Raw genomic sequence first — 21,143 nt, 5'->3', positions numbered from 1 at the left:
TGGCATGATGGCAATACGTCAAGTTGGAACAAAATGGGGGGGCGTCCCTAGCGGAGTATCTGAGGCATATGACATCATGCTGGCGCAAAGGTTCAAATGCGGGTCAGAATGGCGGTCTTTAGGCCAGCAGCAGCGCGCCAAGGGCGCCGGCGACGAGCAGGGTCCAGAGCATGTGGATTTTGCCGCTGAGCTCCATGGCGATGGTGATGGCGAAGATCAGCAGGCCCGGCCAGCAGATGCCGAAGGACGCGCCGGCGGTCCACATATTGCGTAGGGGGGCACTGAACACTGACGTGTCAGCGAAAAAGATCACGGCAGCGGCGATGAGGCCAAGGACGGCCGGGCGTACGCCGCTGAGGACGGCTTGCATGGTCGGGTTGTCTTTGAAGACCTTGACAAAGATGGCGGCGAGCACGGCGAGGATGAACGACGGTGTCATCAGGCCGAGGGTGCCGGCTGCGGCGCCGATGATGCCGGCCTGGTTGAAGCCGACGTAGGTGGCGGCATTGAGCCCGACGGGCCCGGGCGTCATTTGGGCGAGGGCGACCATATTGGCGAATTCGGCGTCGGTAAGAAAACCGTTGACCGTTACCAGCTCATTTTGGAAGAGCGGGATCATGGCATAGCCACCGCCGAAGGTGAAGAGGCTAATTTTGGCGAAAAGGAGGTAGAGCTGCAGGGATATGCTCATGACGCGCTCCCTGGTGTTGCTTGTTGGCGGAATCTGGAGATGGTTTGATAGATGTATCCGGCCAGTGCCGACAGGACGATGATCCAGATGGCGTTGATTGGCAGAAAGACCATGACGACAAAGCCGATGACGGCCAGGATTACTGCAAAGCGGCTGACAAGAATTTGTTTGGCCAGCTTGATGGCCGACAGCAGAATCAAGGCGCAGATAGCCGAGCGCACGCCGTGAAAGATGCGTCCCATGGTCGGCGATTGCAGCAGGCCCTGGACGGCGGCGGCGATGACGATGATGGTGATGAAAGGCGGCAGGGCCACCGCGATGGCCGCCGCGCTGGCGCCAGCCAAACCAGCAACGCGGTAGCCGATGAGCGCCGCCATATTGATGGAGATGATGCCGGGCAGGGACTGCATGACGGCGACGGTGTCGATCATGTCGTCATTGCTCAGCCAGTGGCGTTTGTCTACGAACTCCCGTTTCATGATGGGGAGCATGGCCAGGCCGCCGCCGAGGGCGACGGCTGAAATGCCGAAAAAGACGCGGAAGAGGGTCCAGATGCGCTGGTGATGGTCGGTCAGAGGGGTGGTCATGATGATGATCATAGCAAGTGGTCAGTGGTGGTGAACGCATGTTCGCGAAAGAGAGAGCGAGGACATGTTGACGCGTTAGCAAGGGGCTCTCGCCAAACGGGTACTATCATGTCTGAACGGACGATGGCAACTCCATCGGACGATGGTGGCGCCGGGTCTTTTTCTGGAAAAGCGATCCGAATGGCGGTTGTACGGCGTCGTGCGGGTATTATCCTTATTTCCGGCTTGCGACTGACGTATTACAGCTAATGGGCAATGGCAAGGCAAGGAAAGCACAAATGGCCCGCTGGCGGCGGCCCTGGGTGCCGGCAAAGGACGTCGGGCGAGCCACTGTTGTGTGATATCGAAAGGTCTATGAATGGTTTCGCCGGAACTCACGTCATCTTCTCACGCTGAACGCATTGCGGAGCTGCGTGCGCGCTGCCTGGCGCGCAAGCGGCAATGGCAGTTTCCGGATGGCAATACGGCTTTGGCGCGGTCTCTGCAAAGCAGTGCGGATGAGGCGTCCTGGCAGCTGCGTCGGGGGCAGGCGTGTCGCGACAGCCTGTCCGTGCAGTATTTCGAGCTGGACGAGCTCGAATTGCTGGTGGGGCGCTACGCCGCCCATGGCGACGATGACGCGACGCGCACTTGCGCCGCCAATTATCTCAAGCAGCTACCGCCGGCGCCAGGCCAGACCGGTCATTGCGAACTCGACCGCGAGCGGATTTTCACGCGGGGCATCGATGGCATGCTGGCCGATATTGGCGCCATGAACGAGCCGGCGGACGCCGACGCGCGGGACTTCCGGGCGTCGGCGTGCCTGGCGTTGAGTGGCCTGTCGCTACTCATTGAACGCGCGGGTGATTGCGTGGCCGCGGCGTTGGCGCGGGAGCGCAACGCGGCGCGTTGCAGCGAGCTGTTGGCGATGCTGCAGTCCTGCCGGCGCATTGCCCACGAGCCGCCGGCGACCTTTCGCGACGCCATTCAGCTCATCAGCCTGCTGGACAAGGCCGTGGAGTACGCCGACCGGGTGGCCTTGGTGGTGCCGGGCCGTCTCGACCGCACGCTCTGGCCCTACTATGAGCGCGATGTTGCCGCCGGCATACTTACGGCTGACGACGCGCTGGCGCTGATCGAATGCCTGTACATCCTGATCAACGACACCCGCGCGGACGGTCTGGCGATGTCCGTGATGGTCGCCGGCCGCGATGATGACGGCCAGCCAGTGGCCAATGCGCTGAGCTATTTGTGCGTGGAGGCGTTGCGGCGCACGCGTCTGATCTATCCCACGGTGGGCCTCTGCTGGCACGACGATTGCGCCGAGGAGCTCGTTGATCTCGCCGTCGAGCTCACTAGCCGCGGAATTCCCAATCTGGGCTTTTTCGGCGACGAGACGATCTGCAGCGGTCTCCGCGAGCTCGGCGTGCCCGACTCGGATACGACCAATTACATCAACTCGACTTGCGTGGAAATCACGCCGGTTGCTGCCAGTAACGTGTGGGTGGCTTCGCCCTATTTCAACTGCTGCGGTCTTCTCCTTGAGGAGATCGCCGCGCAGGCAGCAAGTGTTGCACCCGCTGCCGATTTTGCGTCCTTCCTGGACGCCTACCAGCGGCGCCTGGCGGCGCGGATTGAGGCGGCTGTCGCCCAGCAAAACGACTGGCGCGAAAAACGCCGACTGTACGGCCGCAAGCCGCTGCAAAGCGTCTTCACCCGCGACTGCCTCGCGCGTGGGCGAGATATCGACGACGACGGTGCCCGCTACAACTGGTGCGAGTGTTCCTTCGTCGGCCTGGCCAATCTCGCGGATTCGCTGCAGGCCTTGCGCGAGCTGCTTTTTACCAGCCGCGAGCTGGATTTCCCGGCCCTGCAGGCAGTGCTGCAGAGCAACTTCGTGGGCCAGGAGGCGCTGCGCCAGCGCTGTCTGAGCTTGCCCAAATACGGCAATGCCGAAGCGGCACCCGATACGCTCTTTGCCGACATGGTGCAGTTTGCGGGTAGCGAATGCCGCAGGCACCGTCTGGCACCCGATGACAGCCCATTCGTGCCTGGTGCTTTCTGCTGGATCATGCACGAACGCCTGGGCCGTGAAACGGCCGCGACGCCCGATGGCCGCCTGCGGGGAACGCCGTTCGCCGATGGCTGCGGGCCCGCTCAAGGCCGCGAAAAACATGGCCCGACTGCGGCCATTCTCTCGACGACCGCCTGGGATCACAGCACGCTCATTGGCGGCGCGGCCTTCAATATGAAATTTCCCGCCGCGCTGTTTGCAAATGCTGACAGCCGGGGCAAGTTGCGCGAGCTGATCAAGGGCTTTCTCATCCGCGGCGGCTTTGAAACGCAGGTCAATGTGGTCGATACCAAGACGCTGAAGCAGGCGCAGAGCCATCCCGATGCGTATCGCGATTTGGTGGTGCGCATCGGTGGCTACACGGACTACTTCACCCGGCTCTCGCCTGAAATGCAGGACGAGGTCATCCAGCGCACGGAATACGTCTAGGTGTCGGGGACGGCTTGCGCGCCAGGCAGCCGCACAAAGAAACACGCCCGGTCGGTTCAGGACTGTCCGGGCGTGTTCAATATAACCTGTTGTCTTGTTTGTCGCCTAGCGTATTTGCGCGCCTTCGACGACGACTTTGGTGGCGCCGTAGGTGCGCAGCTGGCCTTCGTTCATGCTGCCGACATGGCCATCGAAGTAGCCGACGTTGGCATTGCCGCCGTGGTGGACGCTGATGGCGGCGTATTCGACTTCGCAGCGCGGTTCGAATGTCCACTCGCCGCAGTAGGCGTAGGTGGCCGCCGTGGACTTTTTCTGGGTATCGGCGCTAAGAATGATCTCCGATGGTACCTTGATGGCGGCCAGGGCGTAGTGCGATTCGTCCCAGCCGCTGCGTTTTGGGATGTAGAAATCGCCCCAGGTGCTTTTCTTGGCGTTATAGAGCGGAGCCCCACCAAGGTCCACCCGGTAGACGCCCAGGCAGCGCCAGAGGTCGCGGGTGGTGCCGCTTAAGGACGGGCAGTGGAAGACATTCGCATCGAGGTATTTCTGGTTGGAGACCAGCACGGTTGCCGGTGAGCGGCAGCCGAGGTTGGCGGCGCCGAGATGCCCGAACATGAAGCCCTCGAAGTCGCTGGAGTACAAGGCGTAAGCCAGCATGATCTGTTTCTGGTTGCTGGCGCAGGAAATCTGCCGGGCTTTTTCGCGTGCCTTGGATAGGGCCGGTAGGAGCATCGCGGCGAGAATAGCGATAATGGCGATAACGACCAGCAACTCAATCAGCGTAAATGCGCGTTTCATGGTGGTACTGTCCCTTTTTGCTACTGCGATGGTGTTTGTGATGATACGGCAACTACGGAGAAACAGTGATCATTATACTGCTTTCCACAATGCATAACAAGGGGCGACGGCGGGGAATGTGAGGCATTGCAATTACCCATGATAATGCTTGAGTGTGGGCATTGACAAGGCCAGTGAAGCGCTTAGCTTAACAAACCCGTGAATGATCGCTGGGGGGCTGGTGATGACGACAATAGACAACCTGTTGTCAGTGAGGCGATTAATCGGCCACAATCAGGCTGACGGCAGCTGCCGCCATCTTTGACTCTGCTTTTGGAATGCCTTGCTGAGTGAATGAAAGAGAGCGTGATATGGCGGCGCATCAGGACCGTATGGCTGGTAGTGTGGAGGTTTGCAAGCGTTTATTTCTGGGGGTGGCGCTGATTGTCGGTGCGGCGGCGGTGCTGCTGCTGTCGGACCTGCGGCAGCGGCAGGCGACAAAAGATGCTGGCGGCGGGGCTGAGAAGCAGTATCGCGTGGCGATATTTCAGATCGCGAGTCGGCAGATTTTGGATGACTCAGTGCAGGGCACCATTGACGGCCTGGCGGAAGAGGGGCTGGTGCAGGGACGCAATCTCAGCGTCACCCGCTTCAATGCCGAGGGCGACATGGTTACAGCCAACGCCATCGTGCAGAATATCCTGCAGGGCAATTTTGATCTCGTGGCCACGGTGAGCACGCCGTCTTTGCAGACCATGGCCAATGCCAATCGGGCGGGCAAGTTGCGGCACGTCTTTTCGGTGGTGACGGCCCCCTATGGCAGCGGCGTGGGCATTACGGGCGACAAGCCTGGCGAGCATCCCGAGCACCTGCTGGGCATGGGCACCTTCCAGCCGGTGCGACAGGTCGTCCAACTGGCCCGCGAGCTCTACCCCGATCTGAAAGTAGCCGGGACCATCATCAATCCCGGCGAGGCGTGCTCGCAGGCCTGTCTGGCCATGGCGCAGGACGAATGCGGCAAGCTTGGCATCGATCTGCTCGTCGCACAGGTAGAAAACAGCTCTGGGATCTACGAGGCCGCGTCATCGTTGGCGGCGCGCGGCATTGAGGCGTTCTTCATCGGCGGTGACAACACGGTCGAGACCTCAGTTGAGTCGGTGTTCAAGGCTGCCGTAGCGGCGCGCATACCGATTCTGGCCTACGCGCCGGACCACGTGGATGCCGGCGCGCTGGTGGGTATGGGCGCCAATTACTACGAAGTGGGCAAGGCCGGGGGAAAACTCGCTGGTGGCGTGCTTACGGGCCGGGTGAAATCATCGGAGTACGCCATCCGCGACCTGATGCCGAGGAAGCTCGCCTTGAACCAGCAGGCGCTGGCGGGCCTGAAGGCGCCGTGGCGGATTGCGCCGGAGCTCCTGGCGCAGGCAGACATTCTCATTGACGAACAGGGGCACAAGACCGTCCGGGGCGGTGCCGCGCCGGTGAGTACGCCAGCGCTACCTGCTGGTAAGACCTGGCAGCTGCACATGGTGAGCTACTCGCAGTCCATGATGGTCGAGCAGTGGATGCGCGGTTTTGCGGACGCCTGCGAGAAGCTCGGCTTGCGCGCCGGGGAAGACTACCAGCTGACCTATCGCAATGCCCAGGGCGACATGGCCACCGCCAATATGATGATCGATGCCGCCATCGACAGCCAGGCAGATATTCTCATGACCTTGACAACGCCGACGCTACAGGCTGCCGTCCGCAAGAAGCCGCCGATGCCGGTGCTCTTTGGCCTCACCGCCAATCCCTTGTTGGCCGGTGCCGGCAAGAGCGACAGCGAGCATCTGCCGGGCTTCACCGGCATTTCCACCATGAGCGATTACGAGGGCATGGTCGTCGTCATCCGCGAATGCCTGCCCAATGCGCGCAAAATTGGCACGCTCTACAATCCCAGCGAAGACAACTCGGTGTTCAATATGGAACAGATGAAGGAGGCGCTGGCCAAAGCCGGTCTGAGTATGGTGACACGGGCGACCAACGAGGCTACAGAAGTGCCGGCGGCGGCGCTGGCGCTGGCTGGCGAAGACATTGATGCAATCTGCCAGGTCGCTGGCAATCTTCACGATTCCAGTTTTCCGGCGATTGCCCAGGTGGCGCGGCAGCTGCGCAAGCCGCTGTTTGCCTTCGTCAGCGGCCAGGCACTGACGGGCGGCGCCGCCATTGCGGTGGCGCGTGATTACGAGCAGGGCGGTCGCGACCACGCCGCGCTGGCGCTGCGGGTGATGCGCGGCGAGAACCCGACGGCCATACCCTTTGCGGCGATCAGCCGCACGCTGATCATCGTCAATACCACCCATGCCGCTGAGCTCGGTCTGGCGCTGCCGCCGTCGCTGCTGCAGCGCGCGGACCAGGTGGTTGACGGCAAGAACTAAAGCGACGGCAACAAGGAACGGAACAGAACCATGGAAATCGCCATGACTACGGCGGGCGATGCGGCGACAGTGCGGGTCAGCGGCCGCCTCGATGCGCGCAATGCGGACATCCTTAGCCGCGAGCTGGACGAGTGCGTCCGCGGCGGCCAGCGCGTGCTGCGCATGAATCTGCATGATGTCGAGTACATCAGCTCGGCCGGCATTCGCGTTTTGATCAAATTCGCCAAGATGTTGCAGAGCCAGGGCGGCTGGCTAGAGGTGCAGGACCCGTCGATCGCCGTGGCGACGGTGCTGGAAATGACTGGGACCATGCCGCTGTTTGCGCCACGCAAGGAGCCGAGCGCGGCGGCGGCCAGCGCTGGCGGCGCTGCCGGCTGCCGGCAGATCGGCGGCCTGCGTTGCACGGTGGTCGCCAGTGCGGCCGGCGCCAGCATGCGCGGACGGACGCTGGGCAACCCGGCGTTCATGGCCCGTAATGGCAGCTTTGCGCCGGGCGAGGTCCGCCAGCTGCGTCTGGGCGCCAAGGCTGTGGCGCTGGGCATCGGCGCGTTCGCGGCGGACCACGCGAGCGCCAAGGGCCATTACGGCGAGTTCCTCGCCGCCGGCGGTGTGGCGGTGGCCTTGCCGCCGGACAGCAACGGCCAGCCGGATTTCGTGGTCAGCGAGCAACGGCTGGTGCCGGAACTGGCGGTGCTGTCGGCGCTGCACCTTGAGGGCGATTTCGCGGTGCAAGCGCGCTTCGAGAGTAGCCCGCAGCATGACGGTCTGCCCGGTCTCAGTGACCTCGGCGCTGCGGCGCTGGCCTTGAGTGGCGCCTCACAGGCGGTGATGGTTGCTCTGGCGGAAACCAGCGGGCTCGTCGGCGCATCGCTGCTGAGCTCGCCGGAGAACGGCCAGGACGCCGAGTATTTCCATTTTCCGGAAGCGCGCCGGTGGTTCAACCTCACGCCCGAGCGTGTGCATGGCCGGCAGCTGGTGCTGCTGGTCGGCGTCTTTGCGCGGCAGCCCGCTGTGCCTTTGGCCGACCACCTGCGGCCCATGGCAGACAGCGCTGACGCCTTGCGTGGCCACGTGCACGCCGCTGTGTTGTCCTACCGCGCTTTGCCCGGCGGGCCGCTGGCGCTGCCGGCGACTCTCGCGGACATTTTTCAGACGCAGACGCCGCTGGACTTGCTGCATCTGATCAACGATGATCGCGCGATCAGCGGCGCGGGCGACAGTCTGTTTCAACGGGGCGTGTTGTGGGTGTCGCCGCTGGGCGACGTGAACATGGAAGGAGCCGCCCTATGATGCTGCTCATCGGATCATTGACCATCGGGCTGATTTTATCGTTGTTGGCCCTTGGCGTGTACATATCGTTTAAAGTTTTCAGTTTTGCGGACATCACAACGGAGGGCTCGCTGACCCTCGGCGCGGCGGTTGCGGCGGTGCTGATCGTGCGCGGCGTGAATCCCCTGGCGGCGACAATGGCCGGCGGTTTGGCGGGCATGGCTGCTGGCTGCATCACTGGACTGCTGCACACTCGCTGCGGCGTTCATGCGTTGCTCTCGGGCATCCTGGTGATGACGGCGCTCTACTCGGTTAATCTGCGGGTGATGGGCCGCAGCAACATCCCGCTGATGTCTGTCAAGACCCTGCCGCAGCAGGCCGGCGAGCTGGGTGACGCGCTCTTTGGCGCGGGCGGGCCGGTTCCGCTTTGGGGCTGGACCGTGGAACGGGAGGCGCTGGCGGGACTCGCCGGCGCACTGCTGGTCGCCGTGCTAGTGGCGCTGCTGCTCTATCTGTTTTTCAAAACCAATCTCGGTTCGGCGATGCGGGCGACTGGCGACAACGCCCAGATGATGCGGGCGCAGGGCATTCACACCGGCAATATGCTGGTGCTGGGCTTGGCGATTTCCAACGGCCTAGTCGCGCTGGCCGGGGCGTTGTTGGCGCAGTTTCAGGGCTTTGCGGATGTGCAGATGGGCATCGGCATGCTCGTCTGGGGCCTGGCCAGCGTGATCATCGGCCAGGCGCTGGTGGGGCCGTCGCGCTTTGGCCTGGCGATAGTCGGCGCAGTGATGGGCGCGGTGCTGTTCCGCCTGCTGGTGGCCATCGCCCTACGCTGGGGCCTTAATCCCAACGACCTCAAACTCATGACCGCGCTCTTCGTGTTGGCGGCGCTGGTCCTGCCGACGATGCTACGGTCGCTGCGGCAGCGGAAGGCGGTGCGTCATGCTTAATATCAAAGACATCAGCAAGACCTTTAATCCCGGCACGCCGGACGAAGTCCAGGCCATCAAGCACGTGTCGCTGGCGGTTCCCGACGGCGCCTTTGTGGTCGTCATTGGCACCAATGGCTCCGGTAAATCCACGCTGCAGCAGCTTATCGCGGGCGCCTGCGTGCCTGACAGCGGCCGCATTGAGCTGGCCGGGGAAGACATTACCCGTTGGGGCGAGCATCGCCGGGCGGCGCTCATCGGCCGGGTCTTTCAGAATCCCTTCAGCGGTACGGCGCCGACCCTGAGCATCATTGAGAACATGGCCTTGGCGGCGCGGCGCGGCCAGCGCCGGGGGCTGGGCTGGCTGCTGAGCGGCGCTGTCCGCCGTCGCTTGCGCGACCGGGTCGCCGAGTTGGGCATGGGTCTGGAAGATCGCCTGGACAATGCGATTGGCAGTCTTTCCGGTGGCCAGCGCCAGGCGTTGACCCTGTTGATGGCCGTGCTGCAGCGGCCCAGCCTGCTGCTGTTGGACGAGCATACCGCCGCGCTGGACCCGAAGGCCTCCGACCAGGTCATCCGCCTCACCCGCGATATCGTCGCCCGCGAGAAGCTCACGACGGTGATGGTCACCCACTCCATGCACCAGGCGGCGCATCTCGGTGACCGCCTGATCATGATGGTCAACGGCGAAATCCGCCAAGACCTGGCGGATGAACGCAAACGCCGCGTCAATGTTGAGGACCTCCTCGCGCTCTTCGAACAAGTCCGTCGCGCCGATCGCCTCGACGCGTCCGCCGCTGAGCTCCTCCGCAGCCGGTACGTGTAGTGACCGGGGAGGGAGCGTGGGAGGGCTTTTTCTCACGCGAAGAGGCGAAGACGCCAAGGCGAGGGCCGAGTCGGCACCGTGTTCCACCCACCCTTCACAGGAGACTGCGATCATGAAACTGCGTTGTTGGCTCTCGCTGGGAATGATGTCGTTGCTGGCAACGGGCGGGGCATGTGCCCAGGGCAACTTGCAGGCCGGCGCGATGAGTATGGCCTTTGCGGCCGACGGCACCCTGCCGGCCATGCAGCTCCACGGCGACGACCTGCCGCTGCGTGGACCGGGCGGTTTTGACGGCGTGGTCTATGTGGGCTCGGAACAACCCATTGAACCCGAGTTGCTCTATCGCAATGCCTTCGGCGCTGACGATTTGCCGTGGCAGCCTGCGGCTTATGCCAAGCACGACGAAGGCATTGGCGCGGAACGCCTGGAGGAAGATGGCCGGCCGTTTGTGCGCGTCGGCGGTGCGGAACGCTTTGGCCACGGCCTGGAAATGGCCGCGCCACTGCGGGTGGCGCCGGGCAGCAACTGTATCATCCGCTGGCGCGGCCGCGTGCCGGATAGCGCGTCGAGCTACATCGTCTACCTGCGCATATTTGATGTCAACGGTGAGGACATCACCAAGAAGGTGCCGGCGGCGCGCGGCTGGACCTACTCGCCATTTAGCTTCACGCACTACAAGAATCTGATCGTGCCCGATGGCATTGGCGACTGGCGCGAGCTGAGCTACACGTATCAGATGCCGGCCGGAGCCCATGCCCTGTCGGTGGCGATCTGTCTGTGGCGCGGCGCCCATGCCGACGTCGGCGAATTCAGCATTGCGCAAAGCGGCCGGGTGGCGACGGTGCCGCTGCGCTTTGATCAGCGACAGTGCCGGCAGGTCGCAGGCGCCGTGCAGCTGGACTGGTTCAGCAGCGAGCACCAAGTCGCGCTCCAGGCCCAGTTTACCGCGACGGCTGACGACAGCATCCGCGTGCAGGCCGAACTGATCGACCGCGCCACCCCGCCGCGGCCGCGAGCGATTCTGTTGCGCTACACCTTGCCCGTCGCCTTCAGCGACTGGACCTGGCATCGTGACTGGCGGCATGACGAGGTCGTGGCAGCTGACACGACATACGCTAACATCAGCTCCATGAGCGGCCATTCGGTGTCGCTGTATCCCTTTAGCGCCTTGTCGAACAATGGCCGCGGTCTGGCCATGGGCACGGATTTTACGGACGCCGTGCTCGAATGCCGCCGCATCAGCAGTGACGGTATCACGACCGAATGGCCTGTCGGTATGCTGCCCATGGACGGCCGCAGCGCGTCGGCGCAACTGTCCTTCCTGATCTTCCCGTTCGAGGGCCGCTGGGGCTTCCGTTCAGCTGCGCGGCGTTACTACGCCATGTTTGCGGACGCATTCCAGTCGCGGACGACGCCGGAACGCGAGGGACTGTGGCTCTGGCCGGTTCCGCCCAGCCAGCTGCCGGATCGCGCGGAGGACTTCGGTCTGGCCTTTTGGGAGGCGCCGGTGACCCTCGCCGCCAAAGAGAACGAGGCCCAACGCGCCCGCGAACTGGGACTGTACATCCTGCCCTATACTGAGGCGTGGGGCATGCGCCAGAATTTCCCGGCGGCCAGCAGTCCCGCCGAGCTGCCACCGGTGCCCGAGCGCCTCAAGCAGCTGGAGGATTGGGCTGCCGACACGGAGACTGCGGCGACCTGGTTCCACGCGCCGCGGCATATCGCCGCCCGCGCCGCGCTCAATTCCCTGCCGCTGACGCCTGAGGGCGAACATCCTTTCGCCGTCGACAAATACGGCACCTGGAGCCACTGGTGGCGTACGAACGCCGATCCGGCGCTGCCGCAGCCGAACCGCGCCAGTATCTGCTGGGACTACGAGCTGGCACCCGCCATGGCCAACGCCGACGGCGTGTACCTGGACTCGCTGACCTACGGGTTCGCGGTGGATTTTTTCAATGTCCGTCCCGAACACCTGGCGGTGTATCGTGGCAGTCTCTGCTTTGACGCCCTCCATGCTCGTCCAGGCATTGACGGCATGCAGCATCAGCTGGCTTTTGTGCGCTGGCTGGGCAGCCGTCTTCACGCCGAGGGCAAGATCCTCCATGGCAATTTGTTCGGCGTCTCGCATCGTTTTCACGCGCCGTTGGTCGATGTCTTCGGCAGCGAGGTCGGCGGTTTCGGTTCCAACCGCCGGATGGAAAACATCCAGAGCGACGAAGCCTGTGGCCTCAAACGCTTTTACGCGTACCGCCGACCGGTCTGCAATCTCCTGCAGGAGGGCAATTTCGACAAGCCGGTGCCGGCGCTCACCCAGCAGGAAATCGCCTGGTACATTGATCATCAGCTGTTCTATGGCTTCTATCCCGGCGTGTGCACCATTGGCGGCGAAGAAGCGCCCGGCTACGCTAACTGGCGGCGGTACTTCCGGGGCAATTCCCAGTGTGATCGCGATCGCGATCTCTTCAAGGAAGCCGTGCCGCTGATCCGGCGCCTCAACCGGGCCGGCTGGCAGCCCGAAACCGGCATGCGTAGCGACAATCCGGTGCTGCTGATCGAACGCTTCGGGGAGCTGGGCGTGGGTGGCGACGCAAATGCTGGCGAGCTGCTCTTTACGCTGCGCAATCCCGGCACCGAGCCGTTGCGCGCTGCCGTATGGCTCGAAGCGTGCGCGGGCGTGCCGGCCTTGCCGCCCGACACCACGCCGCGCCTGGTGTCGCTCCGCAAAGGGCAGGATGCCGTGCTGGTCGGCGGCGTCACCGCCGGGCCCGGTAAGGTCGCCGTTGAGCTCGCACCATTGCAGACCGTCGTGCTGAAAATGCTCTGGCCCTAATGGCGTGCGGCGCGCGGCAAGGCGCTGCTGGCGCGTAGAGACCGTATGCGCAGATGTAGCAGGAGTGACACTGACGAATTGTCCTGCCGAGATACCCAACCAATCCGAGAGTCAAAAGGAGTGCTGTCATGCTGAAGAAAGCCGTTTTTCCGTCGAAGTATTTGCAGGGCGCCGGGGCATTGACTGAACTGCCGGCGTTGTGCGCGGCGTTGGGCAGCCGCGCCATGATACTGGCTTCGCCGACGGCCGCCAGTCAAGTCCTCGCCAAGGCGCGTGTCGACTGGGCAGCCGAAGGCATCGCCATCGAGGTCTTTCAGGGCGAGTGCTGCGAGGAAGAACTCGCGCGGGTGGCGGAGCTCATCAAGCGCAAGAAGATTACTGTGCTCGTCGGCATGGGCGGGGGCAAGACCATCGATACGGCGAAGATCGCCGCCGACCGCGCCCGCATCGCCGTCGTGGTGGTGCCGACTATCGCTTCCACCGACGCGCCGACCAGCGGCTGCGCCGTCCTCTACAGCAAGGACGGCATATTCGATAAGGTGTTTTACCAACGCAGTAATCCCGACGCCGTGTTGGTCGATACCGCAGTGATTGCGGCGGCGCCGACGCGCTTCCTGGTGTCCGGTATGGGCGACGCCCTGGCGACCTGGTTTGAAGCCCAGTCATGCGTCCGCACAACGTCGGTCAATGAATGCGGCGGTCTCTGCACGGCTGCCGGCCTGAGCATCGCCAGACTTTGCTACGACACGCTCCTCAGCTATGGCGATGCCGCGCGCATCGCCAACGATCAGCACGTGGTGACGCCGGCGCTGGAACGCATCGTCGAGGCCAATATCCTCCTCAGCGGCCTGGGCTTCGAAAGCGCCGGTCTCGCCGCCGCCCACGCTATCCACAATGGCCTCACGGCGCTCCCCGAAACACATGCCTTCTACCACGGCGAAAAAGTCGCGTTCGGCGTCCTCGCCGGGCTGCAACTCAGCGATGCCGCGCCAGCCGATGTCGATGCGGTCTACACCTTCTGCGAAAAAGTTGGTCTGCCGACCACTCTCGCGGCCCTCGGTCTGGCCAAGGTCAGCCCGCAGGCGCTTGCCAAGGCCGCTGCCATGGCTTGTGCGCCGGAGCAGTCCATTCACCATGAGGCGGGGACCATCACCCCCGAAAAAACTCTCGCCGCCATGATCGCCGCCGACGCTATCGGCCGCAGCCGCCAGTAGCGGTAGCTTCGCGAGGGGGAGGAAGGGCCAATGGCCCTTCCTCCCCCTCGCGCTCCCTCTCTATCCCATGTCTGGGCGTCGTGTCTTGCCGCTGCGCGGCAAGACACGACGCCAGCCGGAAGTCGCGAAATTGTCGGGGCGCACCGGCGTGTCCGCTCCTCTTTTTTCGCACGCGAAGGCGCGAAGACGCGAAGAAGAAGAATGGCGTCGTGTCTTACCGCTGCGCGGCAATTCGCGCCGCCGGTAGGAAGGCGCGAGGTCGGGGCGGACCGGCGTGTCCGCTCCTCTTTTTTCCCGCACGCGAAGGCGCGAAGACGCGAAGAAGACAGGGCGCGTTGGGACGATGACAGCAGGAACTTATATCTACTTGATAGGGCAAAGAGTTCTCATTTTGTTGGTTTACTGTGCTATACTGGGTTATGCTTTGCAGTAGGGCGGGATGCCAGACGGCCGATGCGGGCCGGGTATAGTGCCGGTAACAACTGACTTGAGGGAATGACCATATGAGATATGTCTGGATTGGACTATGTCTGCTGTGGAGTGCAGTGGGCGCGCTGCGAGCGCAGGACGTCGCGACAATAGATATTATGCCGGCCGAAAACCTTGAGGTGGTTGCATCCTGGGATATCAATCTCTTCAATCTGACCTTTGTCAGTGGCGACGATGGTGTTTTTGTTGGGGGCGCGGGCAAACTGACTCATGTTGTCTCACACGGCGAAGCAACACCCCCGGCGCCAGTGGTTGTGCCGCGGGCTGGGCTGGTTTTTGCTGGCTGGGATGGCGATCTGCCGACGACGCTCAGCGGCGACCTCAGGCTGACGGCGCTGTACGCGTTGGATGTGGATGACAGCGATGGCGATCTTTTGCCCGACAGTTGGGTGTTGCTGCATTTCGGCCAGGATGGGGCTTCTGCGGACGACGACCCGGATGAGGACGGCTATAGCAACTGGGAGGAATTTATCTCCAACACCGATCCCAATAACTCACAGGACCACCCGGTGGATCGCGCTATCCCAATTTGGCATGATGCGGTGTACAAGCTGCGTACTATCGGCCTGGCGCTCCGGCGCTATAGCGATGAACACGGCTTCAACGTGTTTCCCGGGCGGTTGCAGTTCCTGGTGGATGACGGATACCTCCCCGCCGCGGTGCTGGCAAGCATCGGCGATGAGTCCTTCGGAACCGACCCGCACCCGTATGATGCTGGTCAATTCCCCGAAGCGTATGAACCCGGCGTGAGCTTTTTCTACGAGATGAGCGAGGCGCCATGCAGTTGGTCTCACATAGGCACTTGGTACGAGACAAAGATGCAGCAGTTTCAATCGGGGGCATCTTGGCCTATTACGTGGGATGAAGGGAGGGGGCCATTTGATCCGCGGGCTTTTCCCGTGGTGCGCAATTTCTGGGTGCCGGACGACTTGGGGAAGATAATGACTAATAAGCTGGCCACCAGCCTCAACCTCGCCATGGATTTGAAGACGGTTTTTGCGTCCACCAGCCAATGGGAAGACCAGTCGACGATTATCCAGCCCGATGACGCGCCGGTCTTGCGTCTGGCGGCGAATGATTTTTACTCCTACCCTGTCCGAGTTTCCTATGGTGGTACCATCCGCATTCCCTTGTGGTTTGCGGTCAGGGACCTGTCTTCCGCCTACGGATTGCGTTTGGTGCCACCCGAGGGCGAAAACCAGACCATCTATGGCGAACTGCATGGCTCGTATTATCTCTTAACGCCCGGCAGGGATACGCCCGAGGAATTTACCGTGCGAGTGGAATGGCATGATGGCGAAGCGCTCCGTTCCGCCAGCTTCTCTATCAGGGTGACGGACTGGCCTCCAGTGATCAGCTTTGACAGCTCAGGCGGCACGCCAGTCGAGGATATCTGGGCTATGCCGGGAGAACCCCTGCTGGCACCATCACCGCCAACGCGCTACGGCTATACCTTCCTCGGCTGGGAGCCACCGTTGCCAGAGACCATGCCGAACTACGCTTTGATGGTCAACGCACTCTGGATGCTGAATACCTACACGATGACCTACTTGGCTGGAGAACATGGCAGCGTCAATGGTCAAGATGAATATCGGCAACCCTGCGATCACGGCAGCGATGCCCTGCTGGTGACAGCCCAACCGGCAGACGGTTATCGCTTCGTCCGCTGGAGCGACGGCATCCAGTCAGCGACCCGTACCGACACCAATGTGCAAAGCGATCAGACTATCACTGCCGAATTTGCAGTGAAATTCACGCCGGTGGTCTCTTGGGCGGCGCCGGCGGCGATGGTGTATGGCGAGGTCCTCTCGGCCGAGCAGCTTGTTGCCACGGCAGACACGCCGGGCGTGTTCGTCTACGATCCGCCAGCGGGGACGCAACTCGCCGCAGGCACGCATACGCTGCACGTCACCTTCACCCCCGATGACGCCGTGAACTGGTCGCCGGCAGAAGCGACGGTCGAGATCAGCGTCGCGCGCGCCGCGCTCACCGTAACAGCTGACGATATGACAAGGCGGGTTGGTCAGCGCAATCCTACATTTACGGCGACGGCTAGCGGACTGGTTGCCGACGACAGTTTGGCCGGCATCGGCCTGGAACTCGTCTATGCTTGCATCGCGGATGAACAGAGCGCGCCCGGCGACTACGCGATCACGCTGTCGGGACCGGCCGAGACCGCGAACTACACAGTGACCTACGTTCCCGCTGTGCTGAAGGTCGTGGCCCGGGATGTGCCAACACTTACCTGGGCGGCGCCGGCGGCGATGGTGTATGGCGAGGTGCTCTCGGCCGAGCAGCTTGTTGCTACGGCGGACACGCCGGGCGGCTTCGTCTACGATCCGCCAGCGGGGACAACACTCGCCGCAGGCACGCATACGCTGCGCGTGACATTTACCCCCGATGACGCCGTGAACTGGTCGCCGGCAGAAGCGACGGTGGCGGTCGACGTGGTTGCAGGCGTGTCCATGGCGCTGTCGGTGGCTGTCCCAGGCGCTGCCGCGCCGGACTTGCTGGTATTTGGTGAAATTGCGACCGCTGCGAACGGGTTGGATGCGTGGGATGAATTCGCTGAGCCCGGACTGAGCGCCCATTTGCTTTGCTACGATGACTTGGTGAATCCGCCGCGTGTCCTTCAGCGCGACTTCCGGTCTGTGCCTGCTGATGGCATCAGCCGTTGGCGTGTACAGATTGGCGGTGGCGGCGCCGAGGCCGGTGCGGGCGGCGCTGCTGTTGACTTGACGTGGGACATCAGGGTGGCCGATGTGGGGCGAGGGGTGTTTGTTCAGCAGATCGTTGACGAGCAGCCGGTTGGAACCATGTACGATCTGCGCGAGTTGGAAAACGGCGTCTTGACTGTTTCGGCCAACAGCGAATGGGAGATAGTCTCTGCAGCCGTGGCTGAGGCGGGGTATTTCCTGCGCTGCAAATCTGGGTGGAACCTAGTGGGAATGCCGATGATGAGTACGGCTGCCGATGCTGAAGAATTGGCAAAGGCTCTGGAGGTGGCGGGCGCTAACGGAATCTGGTATTGGGAAAACGGGCGTTACAGGCTGCAGCGTCGCGTCGCGGCTGTTAGTCCTGAACGGGGTTACTGGCTGTATTCGGCCGTTGACACCGAGCTTGGGCCGATTCGTGGTGTGCGCGCTGATGGCGTGGTGCTGCTCAAGCTGGGCTGGAATCTGGTAAGCCCCGTCAACGAGTGCAAACTGCAGTTGCCAGTCGGGGCGAGTGCAACGACATGGCAGGGCGATAACGCCGGATATATGCAGCTGCGAACGGGCATGGTCTTGCAGGAGGGCAGGGGCTATTGGGTCTTTTGCAGCCAGGGCGAGGTGCGTGTTCAGTTCGCCAGTGAATAGGCAAGGTGTCAGTTGCCAGATAATTTGGTAATGTGCGAAATCTTGTGATAGAAAGAGAGACTTGACACAGTAGTTCCGAACCCTTTGTCTGCGTCGTGGGCTCTATCCCTGGGCTGGTATGCGTCGCGCGCCCGTCTCCTGGCCGTGGTGCGGGCGTCCCGCCCGCACCGTCGCCTGGGATCATGACCTTACCCGACCTCCAAACAGCCACACGCAAACGTGCCCGCCGCAGCAATCAATGGGTTCCATTGCCCATTCGGCTCCAGTCAGCTGCGCCGACTGGGGCCGAATGGGCCGAGGAACACGGGCATAATGGGCGCGCTACCCAGGGCGGCGCGCGCTTTCAGCGCTGCTTGCCCTGGGCTGGTATGTTTCGCGCTTTCAGCGCTGCTGCCGCTTCGCGGCGAGGGAAACTGGCGCGCGCGGGTGTGGGCGTCCTGGCGGGGGCCAGGCATTTCTATGGACAATATGGACAATATGGACAATATGGACATAAGCATGCACCGAGTGTCCCGGCCCTAGGAGCGCCGCCGTCCCGGCAGCATTTCAGCGTCAAAGGCGCGGCCTAAGACAGCCCAGGGCAAGCGCCCGCAGGGCGCGTCGCCCTGGGTAGGAGTCCCATCCGCCAGGAGCCCTGTAGGGGCGACCTGCATTGAGCGCCAAAGGCGCGGCCTGTAGGGGCGACCTGCATTGAGCGCCAAAGGCGCGGCCTAAGACAGCTGGTGATTGAGGACCGCTTGGACGCCGGGGACTGCTTGACGGCGGCGTTGGGACGAGGACTCACTGACTCATGAGGCATGATCCCATGGATTGGACCGTGGGGACTTTCTGGACCGTGGGGATTGACGCATTGGACTTAGGGGACTGATTGGGGACTTCTTGGACTCCTGGGAGCGCCGCCGTCCCGGCGGCAGTCGAGAGCAGTCGAGAGCAGTCGAGAGCGGTCGATTGCAGTCGAGAGCAGTCGAGAGCAGTCGAGAGCAGTCGAGAGCGGTCGATTGCAGTCGAGAGCAGTCGAGAGCAGTCGAGAGCTGGCGCCAGTCATGCGCACGAGCAATGGTGCCTGGTTGGCGATGGGGAGCATTTGTGTTGGGGCGGCAAAAAGCCGGGCCCGGTCGGGGTGGAGAGTCCGACGTAGGCCCGGCTTGGTTGGGGGCGTTTGCCGCGTTACGCGTTGAGCGCGGCGTGCTTCGTTGGTGCCGCCGCGGCGACATTGGCGTCACGCCGTGTTGAGCGCGCTGCGGTTATTTTGCGACGGCGCTGCGGAGGCGTTTGACGACTTCGGCGCGGAGGGCTTCGAAGCTGCATTTTTCCATGATGGTGCCATCGACGTTGGCGGTAGGTCCGCGGTCGCAGCGTTCATGGCAGAAGGTCGCTTTGATGGCGACTTGGTCCTGCAGGTTGTTTTCCTTGAGGAAGTCAGTGAGTTCCTGGAGGAGTTGCTGCGAGCCGCGTTTGAAGCAGCTGGTGCCGACGCAGATGGTGACGGGCAGTTTCTCCTGCGCTTCGTCGCTGCCGCTGACCAGGACGTCTTCGTCCTGGATGCGTTTGCGGCTCTGGTAATGGGTGTGGAGCAGCTCGTGGGCCTTGTGGCTGTTGGGAGTGCCGAGGATGTTCTGGTAGGCCTCTTTGACGTAGGGGTTGTCTTCCGAGCTGTGCAGCTGCATGTTGCGGTCGACGCGGTAGAGGCCGGCGGCGCGCTGTTTGCGGGTTTCCATGCCGACATAGACGGGCTGGCCGGCGCCACCGACGCAACCGCCGGGGCAGGCCATGACCTCGATCAGATCGACATCGGCTTTGCCGGCCTTGACCTCTTCGCAGATCTTGTGGGCGTTGCTGAGACTGTGGACAACGACAACGCGGACCTTGTTGTCGCCGATGGTGATTTCGGCGCGGCGGTAGCCGTCGTCGCCGCGGACTTCCTTGAACTCGACGTTGGCGAGGTTTTTGCCGGTGAGCTTCTTGTAAGCGTAGCGGAGGGCGGCTTCGCTGACGCCGCCGGTGACGCCGAAGATGACGCCGGCGCCGGTTTTGAAGCCGAGGGGCAGGTCCATGGCCTCGGGCTCAATGGCATTGAAGTCGATGCCGGCGCCCTTGATCATCTGGATGAGCTCCTGGGTGGTGAGGACCACTTCGGTTTCGCGGTCGCCGTCGCGGCTGAATTCGGGGCGCTGGGCTTCGAATTTCTTGGCGGTGCAGGGCATGATGGAGACGATCTTGACCTTTTCGCGGGGCACATCGAAGAGCTTGGGCAGCATTTCTTTGGCCATGGCGCCGAACATTGCCTGGGGCGAGCGGCAGGATGACAGATTGGGCAGCAGTTCGGGATAGAACTGCTCTGCGTATTTGACCCACGCGGGGCAGCATGAGGTGAACTGGGGCAGGGTGCCGCCGGCGGTGACGCGACGCAGGAATTCCTCGGCCTCCTCGACGACAGTGAGGTCGGCGGCGAAGGTCGTGTCGAAGACTGCGACGAAGCCGAGCTGCTTGAGGGCGGCCGTGATCTTGCCGGTGACGTCGGTGCCGACGGGCATGCCGAAAGCCTCGCCGAAGCCGACGCGGACGGCTGGGGCGATGGTGGCGACAGTTTTGTACTCGGGATTATCCAGCAGCTCCCAAGCCTTGCTCACTTCATTCTTGGGAATGATGGCGCCGGTGGGGCAGATGCGGGCGCATTGGCCGCAGTAGATGCACTCGACGTTTTTGAGGTCTTTGCCGAAGGCCGGGACGACGCGGGAGTGCGAGCCGCGGCCGGCAAAATCGAGTACGCCGATGCCCTGTACTTCCTGGCACATGCGTACGCAATCGCCGCAGAGGATGCATTTATTGTTGTCGCGTTGGAGGGACGGGTTGCTGTTGTCCAGCGGCATGCGTTCGAAGCCGGGTTTGAAGCGCACCTTGGTGACGCCGAGCTTGTTGGCCAGGTCGAGCAGTTTGCAGGACGTACTCTTGTAGCAGGTGGTGCAGGACTGGTCGTGGGCGGCCAGCAGGAGCTCGACCGCGATCTTGCGCATGGCGCGGATCTGCTTGGTGGAGGTCTTGACGACCATGCCGGGTTCAGGTGCGGTTGAGCAGCTGGCGACGCCGCCGCGGCCCGCGATGTCGACCAGGCAGAGACGGCAGGCGCCGTAGACACTGAGGTCCGAATGATAGCAGAAAGTGGGGATTTCGATGCCGGCCTTGCGGGCGACTTCAAGGACGTTGCGTTCGCCTTCGATGGCGATCTGACGGCCGTCGATGGTCAGGTATTTTTTCTCATCCATGGGTAAA

At 62.9% G+C, this 21,143-nt stretch carries 12 protein-coding genes; 8 read left to right on the top strand and 4 right to left on the bottom strand.

The genetic code is table 11. The features are described from left to right. Positions 1-118: 118 nt before the first annotated feature. Both J3R75_RS02215 and J3R75_RS02210 read right to left on the bottom strand, forming a co-directional pair. Positions 119-691 carry a chromate transporter gene (locus J3R75_RS02215; protein ID WP_307259682.1) on the bottom strand — a complete coding sequence of 191 codons (573 nt, stop codon included), beginning with the start codon at positions 689-691 and terminating at the stop codon, positions 119-121. After that, the gene (locus J3R75_RS02210; protein WP_307259681.1) at positions 688-1,278 is read right to left on the bottom strand and encodes a chromate transporter; all 591 of its coding nucleotides are present in this window, start codon (positions 1,276-1,278) and stop codon (positions 688-690) included. The genes J3R75_RS02215 and J3R75_RS02210 overlap by 4 nt, the downstream gene beginning before the upstream one ends. 358 nt (positions 1,279-1,636) lie before the next feature. Between J3R75_RS02210 and J3R75_RS02205 the strand changes: the two genes are divergently transcribed. Next, positions 1,637-3,760 carry a pyruvate formate lyase family protein gene (locus J3R75_RS02205; RefSeq protein WP_307259680.1) on the top strand — a complete coding sequence of 708 codons (2,124 nt, stop codon included), beginning with the start codon at positions 1,637-1,639 and terminating at the stop codon, positions 3,758-3,760. Between the two features lie 105 nt (positions 3,761-3,865). Here J3R75_RS02205 and J3R75_RS02200 read toward each other — a convergent pair whose 3' ends face one another. Continuing rightward, the gene (locus J3R75_RS02200) at positions 3,866-4,558 is read right to left on the bottom strand and encodes a DUF1559 family PulG-like putative transporter (protein ID WP_307259678.1); all 693 of its coding nucleotides are present in this window, start codon (positions 4,556-4,558) and stop codon (positions 3,866-3,868) included. Between the two features lie 350 nt (positions 4,559-4,908). On the opposite strand from J3R75_RS02200, the gene J3R75_RS02195 reads away from it, so the two are divergent. The 7 genes from J3R75_RS02195 to J3R75_RS02165 all read left to right on the top strand — a co-directional run bounded on the left by J3R75_RS02195 (position 4,909) and on the right by J3R75_RS02165 (position 17,873). Beyond that, positions 4,909-6,954: an ABC transporter substrate-binding protein gene (locus J3R75_RS02195; protein WP_307259677.1), complete on the top strand. Its 2,046-nt coding sequence runs from the start codon at positions 4,909-4,911 to the stop codon at positions 6,952-6,954. 30 nt (positions 6,955-6,984) lie between these two features. Then, positions 6,985-8,244 carry an STAS domain-containing protein gene (locus J3R75_RS02190; RefSeq protein ID WP_307259676.1) on the top strand — a complete coding sequence of 420 codons (1,260 nt, stop codon included), beginning with the start codon at positions 6,985-6,987 and terminating at the stop codon, positions 8,242-8,244. Beyond that, positions 8,241-9,176, top strand: a complete 936-nt coding sequence (locus J3R75_RS02185; RefSeq protein WP_307259675.1) for an ABC transporter permease — start codon at positions 8,241-8,243, stop codon at positions 9,174-9,176. The genes J3R75_RS02190 and J3R75_RS02185 overlap by 4 nt, the downstream gene beginning before the upstream one ends. Then, positions 9,169-9,981: an ABC transporter ATP-binding protein gene (locus tag J3R75_RS02180; protein ID WP_307259674.1), complete on the top strand. Its 813-nt coding sequence runs from the start codon at positions 9,169-9,171 to the stop codon at positions 9,979-9,981. Before J3R75_RS02185 ends, J3R75_RS02180 begins: the two co-directional genes overlap by 8 nt. A 112-nt stretch (positions 9,982-10,093) precedes the next feature. Then, positions 10,094-12,811 (top strand): hypothetical protein, encoded by a 2,718-nt coding sequence (locus J3R75_RS02175; RefSeq protein WP_307259673.1) that lies wholly within the window; start codon positions 10,094-10,096, stop codon positions 12,809-12,811. 128 nt (positions 12,812-12,939) lie between these two features. Continuing rightward, entirely contained in the window at positions 12,940-14,025 is a 1,086-nt protein-coding gene (locus J3R75_RS02170) for a glycerol dehydrogenase (RefSeq protein WP_307259672.1), read from the top strand. A gap of 503 nt (positions 14,026-14,528) precedes the next feature. Beyond that, on the top strand, positions 14,529-17,873 hold the full coding sequence (locus J3R75_RS02165) for an MBG domain-containing protein (protein WP_307259671.1): 3,345 nt from the start codon (positions 14,529-14,531) through the stop codon (positions 17,871-17,873). A 1,244-nt stretch (positions 17,874-19,117) separates the two neighbouring features. On the opposite strand, the gene J3R75_RS02160 is transcribed toward J3R75_RS02165, so the two are convergent. Further along, positions 19,118-21,136 (bottom strand): [FeFe] hydrogenase, group A, encoded by a 2,019-nt coding sequence (locus J3R75_RS02160; RefSeq protein ID WP_307259670.1) that lies wholly within the window; start codon positions 21,134-21,136, stop codon positions 19,118-19,120. Between the last annotated feature and the right edge of the window lie 7 nt (positions 21,137-21,143).

The sequence above is a fragment of the Oligosphaera ethanolica genome (assembly GCF_030814695.1).
Taxonomy (GTDB): Bacteria; Verrucomicrobiota; Lentisphaeria; order Oligosphaerales; family Oligosphaeraceae; genus Oligosphaera; species Oligosphaera ethanolica.
Note: the sequence above shows the minus strand (reverse complement) of the source record. Positions and strands in the feature narration are given on the sequence as shown.